The following is a 24,801-nucleotide window of genomic DNA, read 5'->3' as shown; positions in this document are numbered from 1 at the left end:
AGAGCGATTACGCTTGCCACAAATAATACAGCCAATATAGCCTATAAATTTGGTGTAGAGGCACACAAATTACACATATTTTCTAAAGAATAAGCTCCATAAAAAAATAGTACCTATACATAGATACACTATGTATAGGTACCATTTCATCTGTTAGTCTTTGACAGTGGTTCAATTCTTATTTTGATGTAACACTATTTAACCTGACCCTAATTCTTAATTAGCCTCATTCAACAAATTACGACAAAAATGAGGAAGTGACAGGCACCTAACCTTATTGGAAAGTCGTACAATGCCAATATTATCTTACCTAACTACCTTCGTTGCATCAAAATTCCAAAACTCAGATTGTTGTTTAATGACTTTTTGAACCGCTTCTTCCTCATGTGGAAACAAAGTCTCAACTGGTACACCGAAACTGTCCATAAATGGATCTTCTACCTCTGTTTTAATTTCGCTCATCGCTTCAACGATTGCTAATGAACAGAACGGTACATATGCTGCACTATATCCACCCTCATGAGATAATACTAATCTCCCATCACAGTGCTCTTCTGCTAACTTCTTCATAAACTCTGCAAATCTATAAAAGCCACTAGCTGTTACCATCATTCTGGCTAGAGGATCAAAAAAACTTGGATCTTGTCCTGCTGATACGATAATTAATTCAGGTTTAAATTGATCTACTATTGGTTTAACTACTTTTTCAAATGCATTCATATATCCCGCATTTCCTGTTCCCGCTGGCAGCGGAATATTAACGTTGTACCCTTCTCCCTTTCCTTCACCACAGTGTTCAACAAAACCACGTTTTGCCGGAAATAATCGATCTTGATGGAGGGAAATAAACAGCGTACTATCATCATCATAAAATGCTTGTTCTGTTCCGTTTCCGTGATGTACATCCCAATCAAGAACCAAAATACGGTCTACATTATATTTTCTTTTAGCATATTTTGCTGTAATGGCAACATTATTAAATATGCAGAAACCCATTCCTTCCTGAGCCTCAGCATGGTGACCTGGTGGCCTGGTTAAAGCATAGACATTTTCAACTTCACCTTCCATCACTGCGTCAACAGCAGTCATTGCTCCACCTGCGGATAACAAAGAAATTTCATATGATCCTCTTCCTACTATTGCAATCTGACCTGCATCTCCCCCATTTGCATCACTTAATTCTTTTACCTTATCAACATAACTGGGAATATGGAATAATTCGACTTCTTCCCTTGTTGCCGGTCGCGGAGCAATGGATTCAAGTTGAGGTGTGAATCCACTTATATCAAGTAAGTTTTTAAACCTCCTCTTCGTTTCTGGATCTTCTCCGTAAGTATGACTTTGCACCCAACCACCAGAGGCTAAATGTAAAGCTCCAGATCCATTATCATGCCAAAAATAACTCTCATCATAAATAAATCCTGTTTTTTTCTTCATTTAACTGCCTCCTTAATATCTTGTACTATCATTATTGCAATCGGTTACTAAAAAGGCAATTACACGGAAGGATGATTTAATTTAGAATTCCGAACATTTTAGATTTTCTCAGTTTTATATATTGTGATACAATAAATATTAAATTGAACAGAAATGAAATATGCAATTTCAATGGAGGGAGTTATTATGAGTTTATCCAAGAAAGATTATGAAAAAATTGTTCGTTTTATAAATAACACTCATCCCACTTCATCTAACTTATCTCACAAAGCCCAATCACTGCTTTCTCAGTTGTTTCATTTTAATCACTCTATGTTTTGGCGATCAGATACAAGGTGCAATATGTACAATCTAGAGTTTTTTAACTTTGATGATAAAGCAATTTTGGATTACACAGAAATATACTCTCATACAGATGTCATGCATCCTAAAAAGCAACTTAGAAATATAGCCAACAGACGTGAAACAGTCTTAAACATAAATGATACCACCACACCGTCCACCTTTATCAAATCAGAATATTATCAATTTGTTAAAAGACATCAAATGATTGATCAAATGGTCATGTACTTTGCTAATGGACCAATTATTTATGGCGGAATTGGCTTTGCCCGATTTAAAGGTGATCAACCATTTACTCAAAAGGATAAGAAAATACTTCAAAACCTATCCATTCACCTTCAATACCTAGTTAAAAACTCAATGGATTTGGAGGAAGTCGAGGCAAAAAATCTTTTTCTAAATAAATACAGAAATGATGAGCTTGGTATAATTCATACAAGCAAAAATCAAACCATATCTTTTTATAATGAAACCGCTGAAGATATCATTGAAACGATCAGTCCGGGATCATCCGTTGAGGAATTCTTTCACACATCTATTAAACCCAATATACTCAATGAAAAAAAAACTTATGATATCAATATCAATGAGTGGAAAATTAAAATTATGCCCCAGGAAAAACTTAAAGAAAACCCTGCATCCAATAAATACTCTATTTACCTATCTCCTGACAAAAAGAAAAACGAGAATCATTTAATTAATTTATTATCCAAAAGAGAATCAGAGATATTTGATTTAATATTAAAAGGTTACACCAATGATCAAATTTCCAAAAAATTATGGATCAGTATAAATACCGTAAAAAAGCATTTACAAAACATGTATCAAAGGCTTGGGGTTCCCAATCGAACAAGCCTTATACATAAATTAAAAGAAATAAAGAACGTTCCTCAGTAATCGTCAAAAGGCCACATCTGTACAGGTGGGGATTATTTCGCTTACGTTAATAAATAACAAGCATATTGTTCTATTAGAGGAACAATGTGCTTGTATTATTTAGGAAGGAAGGAAATATTTTCTTAATAACACTTGGTCTTGCAACCTTAATATCCTCATATTTTATTACATATTTAAAATTCGACTATCGACGAAAAACGAGAAATGACAGGCATTCACAAATAGCGACATTCATTTAATATAACTTTAATTAGTCTGACAATCTTTACATATGCCATATAATTCAAGACTATGGAATTTTATATTATATTCATAAAATTCTTCGGCAAACGCCTCGACTTCATAAAAAAGTGGATATTTAAAATCCTCTATTTTCCTGCATGATTCACACATGATGTGGTAATGATCTGTAGTATTAAAATCAAATCTACTTGATTCATTTCCACAGTATAATTCTTTTATAACCCCCTTGTTTGTTAAAAAATGTAAATTATTATAGATAGTTGCTAGACTCAAATTAGGAAATTCTTTTTCTAATTCACGATGAATCTCATCAGCTGATGGATGAGTATCCGTATAAGACAAATATTTAATAACTGCTTCTCTTTGAGGAGTTCGGCGATATCCAATTTCCTCCAGTTTTGATAACTTTTCTTTCAATTCAAGCTCCATAGAATTACTTCCTTTCTATAAAATGAAATAATTATTCTTGTGCTGGTTTCCCAGAATTGAGTTTTTCAATACTTCGGTTGTAGGCTATCGTCCTGTTTCTAATTATTTTATATATTATTTTTGGTTAATTTTATAGGTCGAGGTTTATCGACTTTACCTTGGCCTTTTAATCGAAAAGATTTCACCGACTTTAGCATAATCATTACCAGCTAGACGACTAACAGGTTGAAATTGGTCATATATTATCTTGCCATCCTCATATACTGTCTTGTCCATATGAATACAAACAATTTTACCTACAATTAAATCTGTACCTACTGTTCCTTCAGTGCCATCTAACTCGATAATTTGTTCTAACACACATTCGAAACGAACTTTCGCTTCCTTAATTCCAGGAGTGGAAATAACTTCACTATCAAGAAGCGATAATTGCGCTATTTCTATTTCACTCTCACCGGAAGGAAGAGTGGCAGCTGTTTTATTAACTTTCATCACATTTTCTTCATCGACAATATGGACGACAAATTCTTTCCGTTCGGCTATATTTCGTGCAGTATCTTTTTCTCTTTCCTTTTGGCGGGCCACTGAGATAGATATCATTGGTGGATTTGCTGTTACAACATTGAAAAAACTATATGGTGCACCATTAATGGTATTATCATCCGTCATACTTGTAACAAATGCAATAGGTCTCGGTATTACGCTACCGATTAATAATTTATAATTGTCTCTCACTGTATTATTTTCAGGCTTTATACTAATCAATTTTTGCCCTCCGTTTTTATGATGGATTAGGGTAATAGTTTTCCAATGTGTTACGATTTGCTCCATATTTATTCTAGAAGTTTAAATTCCACCCAAGTTATACATAAGATTCATCATGGCCACACCGGCAAATTTGTTGTAATTTTAAATAATGTAACATATACTCATCACATTCATAAGAGAAATAACTTAGGATAATTTTAATTTCTTACTTCTCTCACTCCAAACTCATTCGAACAAACGAAGTTCCTAAAATAAAATTTTATTATTGATTGGATAAAAATCATAATTTCTAGCGATTACAGGCTAAGATTTAGATGTAAAAAAAGGAAGTACTTCCCCAAATCTTCTATAAAGGTTGTTAAACCAAAAGACTGGAGGAGTACTTTCTATGAACATTATACGATAGCCTGGTCTATTTAACATCATTAATTAATGTGATATGAAAAAACGCAGCAATAAACATGATGCAATTATTGTTGTATATGATCATTTCATTTTCATTCAATATTTCTAATGAATGCCATCAATTTAGAATCTTACATCAAGCGTTTAAATATCGATATGGCATTCAAGTTCAATTCTAAATGTTTCAGGGAATAATTTTTATCGGTTTTGAAATGATGAGACTACTTACAGAACACTGAGGTGTACGATTCTGAGAGAATGTAAACACCTAACTGCTTTCCCGCTATTTAGGGAGCAGATGTTAGAATAGGAGGTTTTACGTGGAGTGATGTGCATGATAGCATTTCTGTGCGTAAGCCAATATTCCTTCATATTGACGACTTGGCTGATGAATCATACCCTCCGAGACTCCATGTCAAACCGACTAAGTTTTTTTCTATTTTTTTTACACCCCACACCAATTAGTTAGGAGCCACTTAACTTTAGTTGATTTTTAATAAACTACTAATCTTTTCACACCTATACTCCAATTAATGTTAATATTTTATAAATGTTTATTTACAAATTTTAAAATACTTTGTACCACTGTATCAGGATCATCCTTATAAATCATATGACCTACGTCTTTAATGCGTTCCGCTTCAACATGGGAATTAAGACTTTTAATCAAATCCAATTCCTCTTCTCGAATAGTATCACCATGTTCAGCAGCCATTAACAGAGTTGGAACTGATACATTTTTTAAATGTGCGTGAAATGGTTCATAAAGAAGAGAACGGTAAGACTCAATAATCGCTTCCTTTGAATTATTACGATACTCCTCCGCTCTTTGGAGTACTTGTTGTTCTGTCCAATGCTCAGGCATGTATTGCCTAAATAAATCTAATTTCCCTTCATCTACTGCTTGCTTTTGAGTTAGAAACATTTCCTCTAGCGGGTTAGGATAAACATTTCGCTGACCTGGACCATTAATAGGTGGATCAATTAACACCAATCCTGATAGTAGATTAGAATATTGACTAGCAAAAGCGACTCCTATTCTAGCGCCCATAGAGTGACCCACAATAATAGGGTTGTGAGAATTACCAACAAGATAATTCATTACACTTAACAAATCTTCAGCACAATCTTTCAATTTATAACCAGTTGTAGGCCAAGAAGATTGACCACGTCCACGAAAGTCTAAAGATATACAATAATATTCATCTGGTATTTTTCTTAAGACTTCAGCAAAAGAATAAGAGTAGCTAGTAATTCCCGGAAGAAAGAGTAAAGGGATTCCAGACTTATCTCCCTTCGTAATCATGTGTAAGTCAACTTCCATCCCTTGGATATAAACATCCTCAAATTCGGTGTTTTCTAAAAAAACATTCATAACATACCTCCTAAGTATTAATACGATGGAAACGTTATCACAATAAAATTAAGATTATACTAATCAAAGATGGCCCCCGCTTGTCAAGACACAAAAATTAATTTCTTGCCTCTTCGCTATTTAGTATTGAATCAGATGTTAGCATAGGAGTTTTTTTACGTGTAGTGGCGGGCATGATAGCATTTTCGTGCGTGAGCCAATCACCCCTTCATACTGGCGGCTTTGCTCATGAATCATGCCCGCTATGGCTCCATTATTCCGGTATAAATATACATTTAATGCGTTAAATATTCATTAAAACTTTGTGGAAAATATGGCTTAATTTAACAAAAACCTAGATAGATCCAGTAAGTTACACTGATGTTTAATGGATAAATCTTTATTGTTCTCCATTTCGAGACCTGTTGTTGTTTTTTTGTGGCAACAATCAGCTTTCCAATTTGCTGTATCCTCTTCTTTTTTCACTCATAGTATTAGTTATCATATCTTTTCAACTTATGTGTTTAACCCATGAATCCATTATAACAAGTTAAGCTACAGTATAGTGCTTATACAATAACTATTGAAGAAATACATTTAAAATCTCACTGTAATAATTTTATTAATCTACACCATATTTTCAAGTTGTAATTTTTTAATAATTTTTTCTGTATTCATCACATCTCCATATTTTTGTCTCATATCAACTAATGATTGTTCGTGAGTTTTTTGTTCGCGATCACCTACAGCATCTTCTGCAACGATAGGTGTTATTCCATATTGAAGAGCATCAACGACTGTTGCTCTTACACACCCACTAGTAGTGGCACCTGTTACAATAATTGTATCTACTCTATTTCTAATTAATCTGGTAAGTAAATCCGTGCCAAAAAATGAAGAGGCATATTTTTTTTCAATTAAACCATCACCTTTTTGAAAATCGAGGGATGGATCCACTTTTACGAAGTCAGTCCCAGCTTGTAATGTTTTTAACCCTTCCATTTTTTTCACCCAAATACCTGCATCCGCTACATCCTCTTCATCATATGAAATGGTTGTAAAGAAGACAGATAATTGTTTTTCCCTAGCCACCTTAATCAGTTCATTTGACTTTTCAATTTGTTGAGTTAGATCTGATCCCATTGGCATGTCTGGTTGTGTAAAGCCTACAATCAAATCAACGACGATGATTGCTGCTTTCTTTCCCATACCAAGCTCTTTACCAAAACCTCTCTCTTCAAAAATACTCTCGTCACCATGGCTCGTTAGCATATTATTTATCTCCTATCATCTTTATTTATCTATATACTATTTTTCCCTAGCTTGCATTAAAAAGTTCTTGGTTTGTCAAATAGTAAAATACGGGCTATTTGCTGATTATAATCATTATTCAGTTTTATTTTTCTCCAATTTGGAGAAAAAGACAACAGAGCTCTTTAGATAGTCTTCCATCAAGTTTATGAATTTATATAATTGTTTAAATAATTGGGCCGTCAATTAAATTCGAAACATCTCCTGATTCACAACAAAACGTTGTTGTCTTCGCTGTCTTTATCTCAATCAACCGCACCGGATGTTTCATATTTCCAATTTTCACGATGGCGCACAGGTAATATTAGAGGAAGGTTCTCTTGGTAATTCCTCTATCACATGTACAACGGTATTGAGGACTACCATTGCCTAATTATAGGGCTTTTTGTGGTTTACCATTTATTTAAGGTTACCTGAAAGTAATTTTCCTGCATTTGGAACAACTGGCTCCAAACCTAGTTGAGTCAAAACCTTATATACGGTTGAAGTTGCTGCCGACAGTACTGGTAGACCTAATCGATCTTCCACTTTTTGAATTGACGGAAGGGATGGCATTTGTACACAAGCTGATAAAACCACTGCATCTGCATTTTGAATGTTTAATTTATCTGCGTGACCAATAAGATTCTCAGGATCTAATCGACCAACTTCTAAATTATCAGCTACCTCTAAACTAATAGAATCGACTACCTCAATTCCATCAGCAGTAATATATTCAATGACTTGATTGGTTAAGTTCTTCATATATGGAGTGATAACTGCAACTCTTTTAGCACCAATCTTTTTAATACCCTCAATTAATGCACCTGCACTACTGACAACTGAGGATTCTCCTGAATTTTCTTCTACTACTTTACTTAAACGTTCCTCTGAATAAGTATGGTATCCTGGGCCTTGGCACATAATTGCCACAAGACACGCATAAGCAAGTACATCACATCTTGCATCAGACAACTCTAGAGCACATCGATCACTATCTGCATCCATTTTTTTCAATTCTTCAGGACTTACCTGCTTCATACGCATCCGAGATGAATGAAAAGTAAATGTTTCTGGCTTTATTTTCATTCTTTTCTGTAACATTGCTGGAATTTCTGTTTCCATCGTTGTATTTGAACTTGGAACAATGAGACCTACTCTATAATTTTTACTCATTTTCTTTTCCTCCTTGATTTTATATAGTCTCTCGGCATTCACCGTGTCAAACGGAACAAGGGATTCCTTAACTCACCAAATTGATATTCCTCCTACTCTGTAGGAGATTTTTTATTTCATCAATATTCCGAACCAGTAATGATGTATTCAACTTAGGCACGATCGATAAAATGATTCTCGATGGTCGCACATGATGCCGAAGCCAGTTATCAATTAATTTATCATTAACAAGTGGAGTCCATAAAAAACTGTGAAAATAACCACCACCCCTTCAGCACGCCATATTAGGTGATTTTTTGGAAATTCGGATTATTTGTCTTGATAAATCTTGATTAAACTTACCAAAGTTATCAAAACCTTTCATAATTACATTCTATTTCTAAAATTAACTATTGTCAATCATTAAATCTGTTGTGTTCTACGATTTCTGATGAAATATTCGTAAAATAACATCTATAATTGAAATTCCTATTTAAAATACATCAAAAATCGAGTTCACTAATTTTCACGATACTTTCACATTATACAAGGTATTCAATATATACATAGATAAAGGCTGAGTTTCTGGGGGTGAAATAATTAGAAACATTCCCATTAGTAATCATAAAGTTACTTTTTGATTTAGGAATGAATTGCTCTGTAAAACTAATGCATAAATCATTTCATTTTGATTCCGAAAAATTAAAAGTTGTCGAGAAACCGAATGATTAAGTTTCTCGACAGACTCAGTTCATGCATTTACTTTTCAATTTATCCCATTAAATTTGGGAATAAATAAGGGAGGATTTATGTTTAATCGATTGGTTTCATCTCATCGATTACAACATCTCCATCTTTAACAATTAACTTTCCATCTAGATATAAAGTACAATCTTTCATTGGTAAATCCAGATGACATGCTGTATCATTATCTCCGCCTAATTCAGAATTAGGCCCTAAAGAGAATAAGACATTCCCATAAAATGCTCTTCCATCCATCCCAAAGACTGTATCATCAAATGCCAGACTATGCCATTCCGCTCTTTCATTCAGTCCCCATCCGATATGAGAAACTGCATAGGCACGAGGGTCGTTAAAACTTTTCATGTAATCTCTCATTAACATCGCATCGAATCCACCCTCAATATTTGTTACATGTCCATCTTTTATCGTAAGGGTTACTTTATCTTGGAAATATCGATTAAATGGAAAGAAAATATCTCCTACATCTAATACAACAACTCCATCTACTCCATTATCATTAGAGGTTGCTGCTGCAAAGCAACTTGGCAAATGATCCCATCTACCTGGTTCGTCGGCACAAGCATATTCTGTTAAAATTGGATATTGTCCCAATTTATATACAACATCCGTTCCAGCCTTATTAGTGAATCTTAATTCCTTTGCTTCTTTTAATAATCCTGTCGCGTGAAGCACTCTGTCTTTATCGCTCTCTTTTGGAAACATTCTTTTAATCACATCAAATGGTTCAACAACCATTTGCATTCTCACACCTGCTTCTTGAAGCTCTAGTTGTTCCTTAGAAAATAATAGAAGCACTAAATCAATTACAAGATCCGCCTTTTTTAGAACTTCAACTGCTACTCGATTATCAGTCAAAGGAGTTTCCCCAAAAGAACCTGAGATACCTGCTTTTAAAGGTGGTAGCTTTAATTCGAAAGAATCTGCACCGATTTCACTGGCTGCTTTCAAATACGCTTTTGCATAATCAGCTCGAATGTCACCAGATGTTAATACGATCATTGTTTCAGTCTGCTTTAATTTACATAATTCTAGATGCTTTTTAAATAAAGTTACCATTTCTTCTAATTCAACTGTCATTATAAAACACCTCTCCTAATTCTAATATGTTGTATCTATTTTAATAAGGATTAATGCGATTTATTAAACGCACTAATCTTTGCATCCTACAAAACTGAAATTCACATAAGTTCGAATTGCATCCTTTATAAAACCCTATAGTGTTGATATTTGATTCGAATTATAATTTTTAAATCGAAGTTTTTGATTTATCAAATCTTTCCCTACAATTTGTTGCATCATACTCGTATACCCATTCAGAGCTAATTCCAACAGCATTAGGGTCTTCTTTCTGTCTTTCCTCAATTTCTTTATTTCGTTCACGTTGTTCTTCAGCTGATTCCAAATGATACGTATGACCTCTTTCGCGAGATTGTAATTGTACATCCCTAGTTCGAGGTAAACGTTCTTTTTCATATACTTCTAATGCAGAATTAATGTCGTCATCAAATTCGTCAAGGGCTTCGACAAGTACATAAGCATCTTCTATTGACATTGCTGCACCTTGAGATAAGTATGGAAGCATTGGATGCGCTGCGTCACCCAAAAGTGTTGCATTACCTTTTGACCATTTGTCTATGGGGTCACGATCAAACAATCCCCATTTGAAAATCTGTAAATCATTTGTTCTTTCAAAGAGATTAATCAAGTCGCTATTCCATCCTTCAAACGCTTTCAATAGTTCATTGGTTGAACTTGGCTCCGTCCAGGACTCCTTAACCCATCCATCTGTTTCTTTAACCGCAACAATATTTACCGCTTTACCACCTTTTACATAGTAAGTAACTACGTGTGCCTTAGGACCAAACCAAAAAGATGCAGCAGGCTGAACGAAAGACAATGGAAACTCATCAACTGGAACAAGTGCACGCCAACACATGTCTCCTGTAAATTCCGGGTCATCTTTCCCCCATAACGCCTCCCTGACTACGGAACGTATTCCATCTGCACCTACAATTAAATCAGCTTCAAACTCTTCTCCATTATCAAAATATGCAACGGCTTTATTATCCTTCTGCTTCACACCGACACATTTAGTATTAAAAGAAATATTTTCGTCAGGTATACCTTTTGTTAAAATCGAGTGTAAATCAGCGCGATGCAAGTGATAATACTCCGCACCATATAACTTATTGAAAGTATCCTTTATAGGCGTTCGAAATAGTGTTTCTCCGGATTTCCAACCTCGTCCTTCCATTGCTTCAGGTAAGAAGCCAACCTCATCAATCTCTTTTTCCAACCCAAGTGCACTCAAAACTTTTACGGCATTAGGAGTCATTTGTATACCTGCACCGACTTCTCCAAACGCTGGCGCTTGTTCAAATAAATGATAAGATATACCGCGTTGTTGTAAAGTTTGTGCCAAGGTTGCGCCTCCAATACCTCCACCGATAATACCGACAACTTTAGATTTCTTCATCTCTTCATCACCTCATTATTATTATTTGAAATATAAACATTTCATACTTTGCTAAACCTTTCAAACCTTTCTTTGTTTTCATAGTAAACGTGATCAATATCCTTGTCAAGTATTTTTGGATAAATTCTGTATTTTTAAAAAATGAAAAAAAGAAAAACCCCTTTCTGATTCATTAACATGTCGTTTCTAGGTACGCATGTAGCGAAGTGTTGTAAAGATAGATTAGTGTTAACGGTTTCATTCTTCACCTCCCCATTCAACGTAACTTCAGTCTGGCTGATTCTAGCTAAAGCAAAGTCTAAACCATAAAATAGAAGACTAACGATGTAGCCATATCTTAGTGTTTAAAAGAGACTAATATCTTGTTGGTACTTTGTTTTCCCACATATGTTAAAATAAGTTAGAAATGAGCTATTCAAAACTTACTCATTCATGTAGTTGTAATCTGTCACAGTCCATTTGTTATTTACTCATTAAATCAGGTAAAATTAAGACTAGGTCTGGGAAAACAACAAGAATTAGGACGAAAACAATCATAGTGAATAACATAGGCATGATACCACGGAAAATCGTAGAAAGAGATATATCACTTATCCCATTTATAATGAAAGCACTTATTCCTAAAGGAGGAGTGATTAATCCTATATTTATAACCAATACCATAATAACTCCAAACCAAACACCATCAAAACCAAGCTGCATGATTAAAGGATGAAGAATTGGTAATGTTAATACCATTATAGCGATACCTTCCATAAACAATCCTAGGATAAATAATACAAATAGAATTCCAATAAGAATTAAATATGGTGATACATCCAGTGAAGCAATGGTTTGTGTGATGCTTGATGGTATTCTTGACTTAGCAAGAAACTGTGCGAATAAGTTCGCTCCTATTAAAATGAGGAAAATCATAGCCGTTAAACGAACACATTCCTGCAGTGATTCAACAAAACTCTTCCAATTCATCTTTTTGGTAAGTACAGAAACCACTAAAGCTCCAAATGCACCAACACCACCAGCTTCTGTTGGAGTGAAAAACCCAAAATAAATTCCACCAATACTTAATAAAAATATTAGCATGAAAGGCCATATCGTACTTAAATATTTCAACCGTTCTTTAAAAGGCACAGCATTCGCTTTAACGGGTGCTAAGGATGGATCACGACGAATTTGAATGTAAATCGACACCATAAACATAAGCCCCATTATTATCCCGGGCATCAAACCTGCAATTAATAAGTTACCAATAGGTTCATGCGTCAATACTCCATACAGGATAAGAATAACACTAGGTGGAATTAGAAAACCTAGTGTTCCTCCTGCTGCAACAGTCGATGAAGACACCCGCGGATGATAATTGTACTTGTGCATTTCTGGAATAGCAACCTTTGCTAATGTTGCTGTCGTAGCACTTGAAGAGCCTGAAATGGATGCAAAAATCGCAGCTGCGCCAATCGTCGCCATTCCTAAACCGCCTCTATAATGACCAACCCAACTATCAACTGCTTTAAATAGTTCTTTAGCTAGTCCACTAAAGGATAAAAATAACCCCATTAAAATAAACATTGGCATAACACTTAAACTATGGTTACTAGCGGTACCAAATCCACTTATTCCTAGTTGTGCGTTTGCAATATCCAAATTAGAAATAGCTATATATCCTAAAAATCCTACCATTACCAAAGACATTCCAACTGATATTTTTAATAGTAGAAGTACAAAAAGTAAACCAATACCAAGTAAACCAATCAATTCAGGACTCATGATTACTGTCCACCACCTTTTGTAAAGCCTTCAACAAATCTAATACTATAGTTAAAGCAAATAGAAGGACACCTACGCCCGCTATAATAATAAATACATATTCGGGCAGCTGCAATTCACCTGTTCTATCGTTAATGCTTCGTGAAGCATAAATAAATGTTTGTTGCGTCATTAATATAAGTGTAATCAAAACCACAAAATAAGTAACTGATTCTATAATTGCTTGAACTCTTGAAGAAAATTTCTCGACAAGGATACCTATAGATATATGTCCTTTTTTTATTTGTGTATACCCAAGACCTAAAAAGACGGTAAGAGCCAAAAGTATACCTGTCAATTCGTATGTGCCTGTAACAGGACGAATTAAAAATCGTCCTGTTACATCACTAAAAGTCAATAACATTAAACAGAATACTAAAAAACATGCTATATAGCTTGCAAATCTATTGATTGGTTCAATAATCTTTTCTAAGTAGCTTATTAAATTACTCAAGTGTAATTACTCCTTTCTTAATGTGTATGAAAATCACTGCTATTCACGGGCTTTTAATGCAGCGTCATATACTTCTTGACCTGGGAGTCCCTGACTTTCCATGTCATCGATCCACTCTTGAACCATTGGTTCTAAAGCTGTCTCCCACTCAGCCATTTCATCGTCACTCAACTCTATAATCTCTACTCCTTCTTCTATTGCCATTTCCATACCTGCTTCCGAATCAGCATCGTAGACTTGTCCAGCTTTGATAGCCATCTCTTCACCAATCATACCTTCAATGACTTCTTGATCACCTGGAGAAATACTATCCCATGTTGCATTATTAAAAACCCCGTACAAACTTTGAGTCCAAAAATCCCCCATAGTGATATATTTAGTTACATCTCCCAGTTGGAAGTTCTTAACTACTGAAACAGGCACTAGAGCTCCATCAATTACTCCACGTTGCATACCCTCATACACCTCTCCCATCCCCATGTTTACAGGAGTGGCTCCTACCAATTCTAGTATTCTATTACCTGCCTGAGATGGTGTTCTAATTCTTAAACCTTCTAAATCCTCTGGATGGGTAACCTTTTTTTCAGAAGTGAAAATTTGGTAAGTATCTGTTTTTAAAAGCCAAGCAATTTTTGTACCCTCATGTTCTTCTGCAATTTCAGGAAATTCTTCTTGTAATTGCCATAACACACGCGATGCTTCTTCAGCTGATTTTCCCATAAATGGTAAATCGGCAACACCTGTTAATGGAAATTGTCCTACTGAATAGCCATGGTTACTTAGTACAAAGTCCGCTACCCCCGTCTGTGCCATGTCAAACTGAGCATCTGCAGCACCCAAAGCATTAGAAGCATAATAATCAACCGTTATACGACCATCAGTTTTTTCCTCAACTTCTTCGAAGAACGGTTCCAATACATCAGTAACTTGACTATGACTAGAAGATAAATACGTAGAAGCTGAAATCTTTACATCTTCACCTTCAGATTCTGAGCCCGTATCACTTGAAGCTGAATTGTTTCCACTACAAGCCACTATAAACAACAATAAACTGATAGTTAAACCCATTAATAAATAATTGGATATTCTTTTCATAAATTAGCACTCCTAATTAATTTTATTTTACTATCTAATCAATTAAAGACTCATTCATAATCAATATAAGTCCACTAAATATGATAATAGAAATCAATCACCTACTTTCATAATTATTCTACCGTGTTGTAAGCGCTATCTTTTCGCAAAAAACTTATCAAACTTGCTCAACTCCATCTTACTTAATATAATAATTGCAAGTATTACAAAAGTCAATAGTATTTATAATTTTTTATAAATTCTTTAATTTCAAGTGGAATGCAACAACTAAATAAATAAAAAGTCATCGTAAAACCACGTATAGTTAAGGTTGACAAAAACACAAAACATAGCGAGATAGTTCACGATGACTCAGAAATTGAAGGAGGAAAAATAGACTCATATATAGATGAAGGTCTGTCACTAAGAGAAATAGGAAAGCAAGTGGGGCGTCAGTACAATTTCGCGTGAAAGAGACCGTGGCCTGTCCAACAGATTTTATACTTTTCACAAGCCCTATACCACATATTTTCCAGATGCTGGTGTACTGTTTATAAGGAAAACGATAAAATTGTAGAGCTCTATTCTACTGTAAATACGATATGGGAATTTACTGGTTTCGTAGAGGAAAAGATTAAAGAAGAGAAATGATAATGATCACCTAATGCAGCTGTTGGTTACAAGGGGGAGGAAAAATTTGAATATGTTCCTTCGATGAAGGCAAATTATCGGTGGATTTGGCGATGAAACTCCGCCGTTCAACAAAGGCGAGAAAATCCCATAAACATAAAAAGTTTTGTGAACGAGCATTAAAGAACGTCCCGAATCCATAGAAACAAGAGAGCATTTGGCACTGGCAATTCAATATCGTTCTGGGTCACAAATCAAACGATGATGCTTTACTAACGTTAGTGGAAAAAAGAAGAGCATAAGATTATCAGACGCATTCAAAGTAAAACTTTCCTGGCTGTTACAGATGCCCTAACAAGATGTTTTTGAAGTATATCCAGAGGTACAAAATGTGTTTAAAAGCATTACAGCAGACAACGGCTCAGAATTTATCGGGCTATCAGAACAAGCAAAAGGGTTGAAATTGACGCCTGTTTCGCCCATTCGTATGCTTCATGGGAACGCAGATCAAATAAGCGTCACAATGGGTTAATTCAAAAATTCATCAAAAAAGGCAGCTAATCCATACATATACTGGATAAATGTATTGAGGTTGCTGCAAACTGGATGAATTCACTCCTCCGGAAAATTGTTTAACTATCAAATACCGAGGTGCAGCGTTCTACACATTACAGGAAAGCCTTATATAGCGATTTCATAAAGAGTGTTGTATTTAATATTACAATTAAGATAAAGTGCGAGTTTAAGCGCCGCCTTAATTTATGGTAATTCCGTATAGTGAATTATTTGTTATTATAATCGGCAACTTTTGGTATGAATCACCTAATTAATTTATTGGAACTTTCTTTTATCCCGGTTCCCATGAACTATATGGACGCGCATAATAAACATTAGACGCGGATTTAGCATGAATTCTTTTATTTACCCTTACGACATTTTCATTTTACAACTTACCATTCAGGAGAAATATGTCGGCCATATAAGCAATTGAGGTTATTTATGGGTGATGAACATTAATCATTTCAAAAGAAAATACGTGCTATTTTTATCGAACTAATTAAAAAGCAAAGAACTAATCTTAGGAATCAGTAACATGATTACCAAAGTTAGCCCTTTCTCTTCGATTTAATTCTTAATAGAATTATAATAATTGAGAATGTCTTCTACACTTAGCACATCAGCATATCTAGCATTTAAATCAATTAATGTTGATCTCTGCAATAATTTATTCCTATCCCCAACAGCTTCTTCAGCTACAATTATCTTATATCCTTGCTGCAGCCCTTCCACAGCCGTTGCTCGGATACTACCACTTGTGGTCACCCCAGCTAAAATTATTGTATCAATTTGATTTTCTTCTAGAAAATTTGTTACATTCGATTTGTACAATGCCGTAATATAGGGCGTTGAACTGACTACATCGAATTCATATTCCTTTATTTCAGGAATGGTGCTGACCCAGTGACTGTCTTCTGTTAATATCTCTAAAGAAGGGAATTTCTCACACCATAGTCTAGATGATTTAACTTCTGGATTATAGATTGTTTTACTAAAAATAACTGGAATTTCACTCTCTTTAGCCGACTCAATTAATTTTTTTGTCATAGCTATTTGGTCTTTTACTTGAATAGAGAATGAAGAGTGAGGTTCAAAAAATGCAACAGTAAAGTCTCTAATTAGCAAAGCAGGCTTTTCTCCAAAACCGGTTTTACCTGAAAACCCTTGATTGGTATATAATTGCTGAATTTCATCGAATATATATCTTCTCTGACCTCCAGGTGTATAAATTACTTCTAATCCATATCCTTCAACTATTCCATTCTCTTTTTCTAGTCGCCTTAATGTACTAGTTGAAATCCCAAGCATTTTTGCAGCTTCTGAAACAGTTAGGAGTTTATCAAAAAACAACAGATCACCCACTTTATTCATTTTTACGAATGGAATTTTTATTAGTGAAATAAATTAAGGTCATTATATCATAATACTCATATACAATGAAGGATATAATCAGTTCGCTGTGATTTATACTTAACATTCAATCAGATTTAATCTGTCATAACAATTGTGGCTATTATCGTAAATATAAACCCCAGATCAAAATCCCAACTCAACAACAGGACCTTTTTTGTGTTTTAAACACCTTGTATGACAAGGTGAGAGATTATGAAATTCATTCATGAAAAAATCCCGTACCAACGTTGCAATGATACGGGATAGATTTGAAACTAGTTTAACTAAAAGTTAGGTGGAGTAGCTAATGATACCCTAACTTTTTTATAATTAGGCATCCCATCTTGAGGCACCACTAATGTCTATATAGCATTTGAAGATAGTAAGCAGTGGAAACTAATTGATGCAGGTATAGCTTGTCGTACAACTATGGAATTACTTTCTCCAGAACCACCACGCGATTTATTCGTGCAACAACACAATGACTGAAGGAGTCTTGAAAGCAATAAGAGAACAAGATATCTCAATATCAACAATGCTTCATTTCAGTGTTGGAGGAAGTATTTTGTGCTCTCGCACTCTAATGTAGTAGGGACTGACCTCAATGCAGTAAGAAATGCTTCCATGATTATCATCTCCCTTCCAAAAAGGAATGAAGAACGGCAACCAACCACCCTCGCATTATTCAGTCGCTATCTTATTTTAGTATATTCTACTATGCTTTTACTCTATCGACCTTCGCCAAAATTCGGGAACTGAGAGGCACCACGAACTCTTGATAGTGTATGAAATAAGGATGCCTCCCCTGTGGGAACAGGCATCCTTTTCGGGACAGCATTATCTCTCCATTTTATGACTATTTTTAATTGATGTTGGTTACATTCACTCTAATTCCATCGGAAATATCGGTCTGGGAATGTTTTGATAATCAATATTCTCAATCCATTGGTAAGTGGCACCAGGTGTCATTGCCAGAATATCCAATTTGGAAATGGCACTTAATTCATCGAAAAGATAGCCTTGTTTTACAACAATCACATCATAGTCATTCACGTCTACACCTGCACAGGTAAAGTGATTAATCGTAATAAATGATTCACCACTGTTTGAAATTATAACATCCAAGTTTCCAATAGAAAGTATGCATGTTTCCCCTACTTTATCATTCGTAGCATTCAAATATCCAAGCAAGTCGCCTTTCGCTTTGATTGTTCCCTCTAGTTCAACAGGTGCACTATCTTTGTCAATATTCGTCCCGACTTTAACAGTTACTTGGTCACCGACTTCATGCGAACTCAACTGATGGAAAGCTTCAGCATCATAAACAGCAGAAATCAATACTTTCTTATCCTGCAAATCCCTTTCTTTAAACCAACGTAATAGTAAAGTACTCATCCCTGGTGCACCGGCAGTTGAGTTATCACCTGAGTCCGAAATAAAGACAGGTTTGGATTGTTCGTTAAGTGCTCGATCGATAGCTTCTTGCGGTTCAAGGACCATTGCATTGAATTCGAACTCATAACGTCTATCATATACATAATTCGCCAGTTCTTCCGTCACTTTTTCGGCAAGGGCTTTATATTCTTCGGATTCAGGGACTACAAAAATGGATGATCTCGTGTTTTCTGTGTCATTCCAAGCATGGCAAATGAAGAAATTAGCACTGATAATCCCTTTCATGTGTTCAAGTTCTTTAATCTTCTCAAGTATGGACCGCAATGGTTCACTTGCTGCAACAGCCTTCTCCCCAGGAATAATCATTGGTAGCGCTTTAAAAGAAGGTTTAATTTTTGCGTTGTTTTTAATTGCATCCACCAATAGCTGTGCTGATTTCCGTTCCACTTCAGGCTGATCAACATGCGGTACCGTACGATAGGAATATACAATGTTGACATATTTATGGAAATCATCAGCAAGGTTGCCATGGATGTCTAGTGTTAACGAAATTGGAATGTCATGTCCAATGTGTTCTCTTATTTCTTTCAATAATGCTAGTTCCCCTGAACCAATCTCTTCAACAACCATTGAACCATGCAAATGTAACCAAATTCCATCGATATCCCTGTTTTCTTTAATAACAGATAAGAACTTGTCAGCAAAATATCTGTATGCTTCCTTTCTCACTGTACCTGATGACAATGCGGTCGCGTAAATGCTTGGTATGATTTCCGCCCCATTATCCTTAAGTACTTGTGTACTTGCAAGTCGGTTTTCAACTTCTTTTCCCTCAACCAGGACAAAGTCATCTACAGAAGTAGAAAATGTATTGAACGTATTTGTTTCATGATATAAGCAACCAGTAATAATTTTCATTGTAAATTCCCCCACTTGAATTATTGATTTAAATCTTTGACAATATCTTCGTGATATTTATCCAATTTGTAAAAATATAAGACGATCACTTGTAAAACGGTAAACACTATTGGCAAGCTAAGCATTAAGGTGCGGATCATCGTTTTGGCACTTTCTGTAACAGCAGACGGATCATATCCAGCCCAACTAAGAGCAAAGCCAATTAAACTGGAGCCAATTGCAACCCCGAACTTTGTTGAAAAACTATAACTTGACACGAGCAAACCTTCCGGACGAGTACCAAACTTCCATTCCTGATAGTCGATTGTATCCCCCAACATAGTCAAGGTAGCTGGGTCACCGTATCCAATCAATACATTTGCTACAAAGAAAATTATGGAAAACCAAATCATCGATTGTCCTTCTACAAGGAATAAAGAAGCGAGCAAAACAGTAGCTATTGCAAACATAAGCATACTTGAATTTCGACTGCTATATTTTCGCAAGATCGATAATGCAAAAAATCCACCTACTAAATTCGCTATATTTAACAATGTTAAATAAAATGGTGCCATACTCGGTTGCCCCAGTACATAGTTAACGTAGTAAATAAGCACACCATTCATGACTCCCATTCTTACAAACCAAAGAAATGAGTTTGCAGATATAAGAAGCCAGTACTTATTTTTAAACATTTGAGCAAGCGACTTTTTGATTTCAGGATTCTTCTGCTCTGCTTTCGTAGTCTGCACTCTTTCATGGCAGTTTCTAAACGTCAACCAAAAGAAGATGATGCCTATTACAGAATAAATTCCCATTACAATAGGAAATCCAAGCTGTTGGTTACCTCCGCCTAAATAATTCACAAGCGGCAAAGTAAGTGAAGCCACAATAATCGCACCTACGGATCGTCCAATAGCCCGGTAACTGTTTAATTCACCTTTTTCTTTAGAATTCCTGGACATCAGTGGCATAAGAGCACCATAAGGGATATTAATCATCGTATAAATAATACCAAGAAGTCCATAGGTTACATAAGCATAAATCACTTTTCCGGTAACAGACAGGTCGGGAGTAATAAAAGTGATGACACTCAGTATGCCAAATGGAACCGCAAGATATAATAAATATGGTCTTGTTTTTCCATGTTTGCTTTTTGTTCTGTCAACAATGATTCCCATCAGCGGGTCATTCACCGCATCAAATATACGCGTGATCAAAAACAGCGTCCCGGCAGCCGCGGCTGTTATTCCGAAGACATCCGTGTAAAAAAATAGTAAATAGCTGTTCACCATTCCCCAAACAAAGTTGGAGGCGGCGTCACCGTAACCATAGCTTATCTTTTCCTTTAGACTTAACTTCGGCGATTCTACATTTTCTTTCCTTAAAGCTTGACCCAATTCTTTCACTCCTTTATTTTCGATTCGAATTTTTCGCACACTCAAATTAATCTTTAAATCGCTTTCATCCTGCGAGCGAATAGCCTAATATCAGCTCAAAGCATATTGCAATTCTCTTTTAACCTGAAAGGCTGCGCCAATCATCCCTGCATCCTTTCCCAATTGAGCAAGCCTTATTTCACAATTTTCACTGATTCTTGGCAGCGCATATTTTTTAAAATAGTCAGTTACTTTCTGAAGAAATGACTCCCCGGCCCTTGATAGTCCGCCGGCTATGATAATAGTGGAGGGATTGATGATAGTTGCTGCACCTGCAATCATAAAGCCTAAAACATCTGTTGTATGATCAATGATTTTCTCACTTGCTGTATCACCGTCCGACGCTAAAGCAAACACATCCTTGGCATCCAATGATCCATTCTTTCTATAGTGTTCAGCCAATGAACTATTTGAATTTTCTATAACATAATCCATTGCTTGGTGGACAACTCCTGTTGCTGAAGCAATTGTATCCAAACAGCCTATCCGTCCACAATTACACGGATAACCATTAGGTTCTACAATGATATGCCCGATTTCGGCAGCTGTACCGTTCATTCCATTCAATATTTCCCCGTTTGCAATGATCCCACTGCCTACCCCGGTACCAAGTGTGATTGCTATGAGATCTTTCACGTTGTCACCACTCCCTTTTTTGTTTTCACCCAATGCAGCCAGATTGGCATCGTTTTCAACAAAAACCGGTAAATTAGACACATGCTTTAATTTATTACCCAAGTCGAAATTCTTCCATCCAATATTAACTGCTTCATAGACCATACCTGTTTCTTTATCAACAAAACCTGGTGCACCGGCTCCAATACCTAATATTCTATTCTCTATTTGTAACTCTTTTAATGTTTTCGTGATAGACCTCCATATATCATCAACGATATAACTACCGTGATTCTTTTTATCTGTTGGAATTTCCCACTTATGAATCACTTCACCACTTTTATTTAACAACCCGGCTTTTGTGGTTGTGCCACCAATATCCAACCCGATAATCAAATCTTCCACAAAAAGTTCCCCTTCCTTTGTCAGAAAAACCCAAAAAAGGTAAATAATCTGTATGCTTTTTTGGGTCAGTCCTGTTATCAATTATATGCAACCTTATCGATTATTTTTTATCGAGAAGAGATGCTGCTGCATCATCAATGATAAGGATTGCGTTCGGATGGGTTCTTAGGATGGAAGCTGGGCAGTCCTCGTTGATTGGTCCTTCAATTGTCGCTTTAACTGCTTCAGCCTTTCTTGTCCCTGAGGCTACAAGTAGAACTTTTTCGGCTTCCATCATATCCGCTAAACCAAGTGTCAACATTTGCGTCGGCACTTCGTCACGTGTTAAATTTTGATACCCCATTGTACTTTTAATGGTGGATTCATCGCTATCCGCAAGAAATAATCGTGAATCAAAAGGAGTTCCCGGCTCATTTGCACCTAAATGGCCATTCACTCCCAGTCCCAGAATCTGTAAATCACGCGGATATTCTTGAAGAACCTTATTATAACGTTCTATTTCAGAATTTAAATCTGTAAGACTACCATTCAGCAACTCAATAATTTTTGGTTGCTCTTTAATTAAATCATATAACTTTTCATGCATATAAGTATACACAGTAAACTTTTTATCTCTTTCCGCTATATATTCGTCCAGATTCATCATGACAGTGTTTTCAATTGATAATTCATCATCATTAATTGCCTGAACAAGTAACTCAAAGAGACCATCATAACTAGCTCCTGTAGTCGTATTGATTACAGCGTTTTCATTTTGTTTAATAGTGTCTACTAGAATATCAAAAGCTTTTTGCGACAATTCCTGGTAATCTTTTGTTTGAATAATTTCCATCGGTACCCCACCTTTTAATGTATTATATTTGACTAACTATAATTAAACTGAGTTTAATTATTACCGAAAAAATATTGATTAAAAGAGAAATAATTACTTAATCATCATATTTAATCGCTATATTATTAAACTCAGTTTAATAATTGATTAAAGTATAGCATCTAATTAATGGAGACGCAATACTTCTAAACTTGTTTCTATAATCAAGTATTAAATTTCATCATTGGAATACCTTAAAAATTCATTTAGCACAAGCGCACTGGCACCAATCACTCCGCTGTCCCTGCCAATCTCAGGATAAATTAAATGAAATGAATTTTTCAAAGGATTCCAAACGTACTTATCCGATTCCATGGCCACATCTTGAACCAGAGAAGGGAATTCTTGAATCATGGGTCCTGCAAGCAACACTGCCTCGGGATTATAGATACAAATAACATTTGAAATAGCCAGACCAAGATAAGTGCGAGCCCGATTGATAATTCTCTCCGCCCATCCCTCTTTCCTATCAAATGCTGCAAATACCTCTTGTATCGGTTGTTGTACCTGTTTTTCTATTTCCGAAGAACATACAAACGTCTGCAAACACCCAAGTCTTCCACAATCACACATCGCCCCATGGGGATCTAATGTCATATGGCCGATTTCTCCTAGCATATTACGATGGCCACGTAAAATTTCACCATTCAACATGGCTGCGCCGCCAATCCCACTACCGACATAAATGCAAACAGAATCATTGAAATCCTTCATGCTGCCATATAAATTTTCTGCTAAAAGAACAGTTCTTACATGATTATCTACATACACAACATAATCTAGTTTCTTTTCCAAACAAGCCTTAACATCTATATTTTCCCAATGAAATTGAGGGACCATCAACACTCTTCCCTCTGGCCAGGTTATAAGACCAGGGATACTTACACCAATAGCAATGAGTTTTTCATTGATATCGTTCCCTACTTGATCCGTTAGTGCTAAGATTTCTTCAGCCACCTCATCTAGTATATCGTGGGGAGTTTTATCTGTGCCAAACTTTAGGTGCCTCTTTCTTATAACTTTACCGGTTAAAGTGACAACTGCGATTTGGATACCGCTCCTATCAAGTTCTACACCAACGATAAACGACCCGATTGGATTTATTTCTAATAGTGTGGCCCGCCTTCCCACCTCCCCTTCAGTCTGTCCGACTTCAATAACTAGTTCATCGTTAATAAGTTGCTTAATTATTTTTCCCACACTTGTATTACTCATTTTAGTTAAATGAGCAAGCTGAGACCTTGAGACTTTTTTATGCTTTTGAATAAGGCTTAGCAACATAAAATAATGATACTTTCGTACACGACCCTGATCATATTTTAAATTCAGTGGCACTGAGAATCCCCCTTATTAATGTCATCATTAATTAATAAACTTAGTTTAACATATTTTTGAGCATAAAGGGGTTGCACGAAGAAACCAGCAGCCTCCATCGAACGAACTAGCCCATTTGATTCCCATCCATGTTTAGCAGCATGTTTTACTTTGCCATTAGTTCCTCTTCGGATATCTATTGGATGGATTTGGTTTTTATACCTATTCAACCAATTGTCGCAATAAATACAACATCCTGTGACTGCTAAACTAGAGTAGACAGTTTTTGCTAGATAAAAAGAAACACTTATTTACCCAAATATACCAATAAAATATAGATACTTTCCATTGTAAAATGTTTATATCCTATAACATACAACAGTGGAGGTA

The 24,801-nt window shown here is 35.6% G+C and carries 18 protein-coding genes; 1 reads left to right on the top strand and 17 read right to left on the bottom strand.

The window, feature by feature from the left end; genetic code table 11:
• Nucleotides 1–306 precede the first annotated feature (306 nt).
• Nucleotides 307–1,437, bottom strand: coding sequence for a class II histone deacetylase (locus ACZ427_RS01800; protein ID WP_461179212.1), 1,131 nt, complete (start codon nucleotides 1,435–1,437; stop codon nucleotides 307–309).
• Between the two features lie 186 nt (nucleotides 1,438–1,623).
• On the opposite strand from ACZ427_RS01800, the gene ACZ427_RS01795 reads away from it, so the two are divergent.
• On the top strand, nucleotides 1,624–2,676 hold the full coding sequence (locus ACZ427_RS01795) for a response regulator transcription factor (RefSeq protein WP_461179213.1): 1,053 nt from the start codon (nucleotides 1,624–1,626) through the stop codon (nucleotides 2,674–2,676).
• Nucleotides 2,677–2,922: 246 nt separating this feature from the next.
• Here ACZ427_RS01795 and ACZ427_RS01790 read toward each other — a convergent pair whose 3' ends face one another.
• The 16 genes from ACZ427_RS01790 to ACZ427_RS01715 form a co-directional block, all read right to left on the bottom strand.
• Nucleotides 2,923–3,348 (bottom strand): Fur family transcriptional regulator, encoded by a 426-nt coding sequence (locus tag ACZ427_RS01790; RefSeq protein ID WP_461179214.1) that lies wholly within the window; start codon nucleotides 3,346–3,348, stop codon nucleotides 2,923–2,925.
• A gap of 153 nt (nucleotides 3,349–3,501) precedes the next feature.
• The gene (locus ACZ427_RS01785; protein ID WP_461179234.1) at nucleotides 3,502–4,113 is read right to left on the bottom strand and encodes a flavin reductase family protein; all 612 of its coding nucleotides are present in this window, start codon (nucleotides 4,111–4,113) and stop codon (nucleotides 3,502–3,504) included.
• A gap of 952 nt (nucleotides 4,114–5,065) precedes the next feature.
• Nucleotides 5,066–5,896 carry an alpha/beta fold hydrolase gene (locus ACZ427_RS01780; protein ID WP_461179215.1) on the bottom strand — a complete coding sequence of 277 codons (831 nt, stop codon included), beginning with the start codon at nucleotides 5,894–5,896 and terminating at the stop codon, nucleotides 5,066–5,068.
• 606 nt (nucleotides 5,897–6,502) lie between these two features.
• Nucleotides 6,503–7,147 carry an isochorismatase family protein gene (locus tag ACZ427_RS01775; RefSeq protein WP_461179216.1) on the bottom strand — a complete coding sequence of 215 codons (645 nt, stop codon included), beginning with the start codon at nucleotides 7,145–7,147 and terminating at the stop codon, nucleotides 6,503–6,505.
• 438 nt (nucleotides 7,148–7,585) lie between these two features.
• A complete protein-coding gene (locus tag ACZ427_RS01770; RefSeq protein WP_461179217.1) occupies nucleotides 7,586–8,341 on the bottom strand; it encodes a maleate cis-trans isomerase family protein in 756 nt (251 codons plus the stop codon).
• Between the two features lie 792 nt (nucleotides 8,342–9,133).
• Nucleotides 9,134–10,162, bottom strand: coding sequence for a 2,5-dihydroxypyridine 5,6-dioxygenase NicX family protein (locus ACZ427_RS01765; protein ID WP_461179218.1), 1,029 nt, complete (start codon nucleotides 10,160–10,162; stop codon nucleotides 9,134–9,136).
• Between the two features lie 169 nt (nucleotides 10,163–10,331).
• Nucleotides 10,332–11,561: an FAD-dependent monooxygenase gene (locus ACZ427_RS01760; protein ID WP_461179219.1), complete on the bottom strand. Its 1,230-nt coding sequence runs from the start codon at nucleotides 11,559–11,561 to the stop codon at nucleotides 10,332–10,334.
• Nucleotides 11,562–12,023: 462 nt separating this feature from the next.
• Nucleotides 12,024–13,328: a TRAP transporter large permease gene (locus ACZ427_RS01755; RefSeq protein ID WP_461179220.1), complete on the bottom strand. Its 1,305-nt coding sequence runs from the start codon at nucleotides 13,326–13,328 to the stop codon at nucleotides 12,024–12,026.
• The gene (locus ACZ427_RS01750) at nucleotides 13,318–13,821 is read right to left on the bottom strand and encodes a TRAP transporter small permease (RefSeq protein WP_461179221.1); all 504 of its coding nucleotides are present in this window, start codon (nucleotides 13,819–13,821) and stop codon (nucleotides 13,318–13,320) included. Before ACZ427_RS01750 ends, ACZ427_RS01755 begins: the two co-directional genes overlap by 11 nt.
• Before the next feature lie 39 nt (nucleotides 13,822–13,860).
• Nucleotides 13,861–14,916, bottom strand: a complete 1,056-nt coding sequence (locus ACZ427_RS01745; RefSeq protein ID WP_461179222.1) for a TRAP transporter substrate-binding protein — start codon at nucleotides 14,914–14,916, stop codon at nucleotides 13,861–13,863.
• A 1,734-nt stretch (nucleotides 14,917–16,650) separates the two neighbouring features.
• Nucleotides 16,651–17,454, bottom strand: coding sequence for an isochorismatase family protein (locus ACZ427_RS01740; protein ID WP_464883506.1), 804 nt, complete (start codon nucleotides 17,452–17,454; stop codon nucleotides 16,651–16,653).
• Nucleotides 17,455–18,357: 903 nt separating this feature from the next.
• Entirely contained in the window at nucleotides 18,358–19,788 is a 1,431-nt protein-coding gene (locus tag ACZ427_RS01735; protein ID WP_461179224.1) for a M81 family metallopeptidase, read from the bottom strand.
• A 20-nt stretch (nucleotides 19,789–19,808) separates the two neighbouring features.
• Nucleotides 19,809–21,206: a glycoside-pentoside-hexuronide (GPH):cation symporter gene (locus ACZ427_RS01730; RefSeq protein WP_461179235.1), complete on the bottom strand. Its 1,398-nt coding sequence runs from the start codon at nucleotides 21,204–21,206 to the stop codon at nucleotides 19,809–19,811.
• Nucleotides 21,207–21,257: 51 nt separating this feature from the next.
• Entirely contained in the window at nucleotides 21,258–22,226 is a 969-nt protein-coding gene (locus tag ACZ427_RS01725; protein WP_461179225.1) for an ROK family glucokinase, read from the bottom strand.
• A gap of 100 nt (nucleotides 22,227–22,326) precedes the next feature.
• Nucleotides 22,327–23,058: a glucosamine-6-phosphate deaminase gene (locus ACZ427_RS01720; RefSeq protein ID WP_461179226.1), complete on the bottom strand. Its 732-nt coding sequence runs from the start codon at nucleotides 23,056–23,058 to the stop codon at nucleotides 22,327–22,329.
• Nucleotides 23,059–23,268: 210 nt separating this feature from the next.
• On the bottom strand, nucleotides 23,269–24,432 hold the full coding sequence (locus ACZ427_RS01715) for an ROK family protein (protein WP_461179227.1): 1,164 nt from the start codon (nucleotides 24,430–24,432) through the stop codon (nucleotides 23,269–23,271).
• Nucleotides 24,433–24,801: the final 369 nt, after the last annotated feature.

This window comes from Virgibacillus ainsalahensis (assembly GCF_055380755.1).
This window is presented reverse-complemented; position numbering and strand designations above follow the sequence as displayed.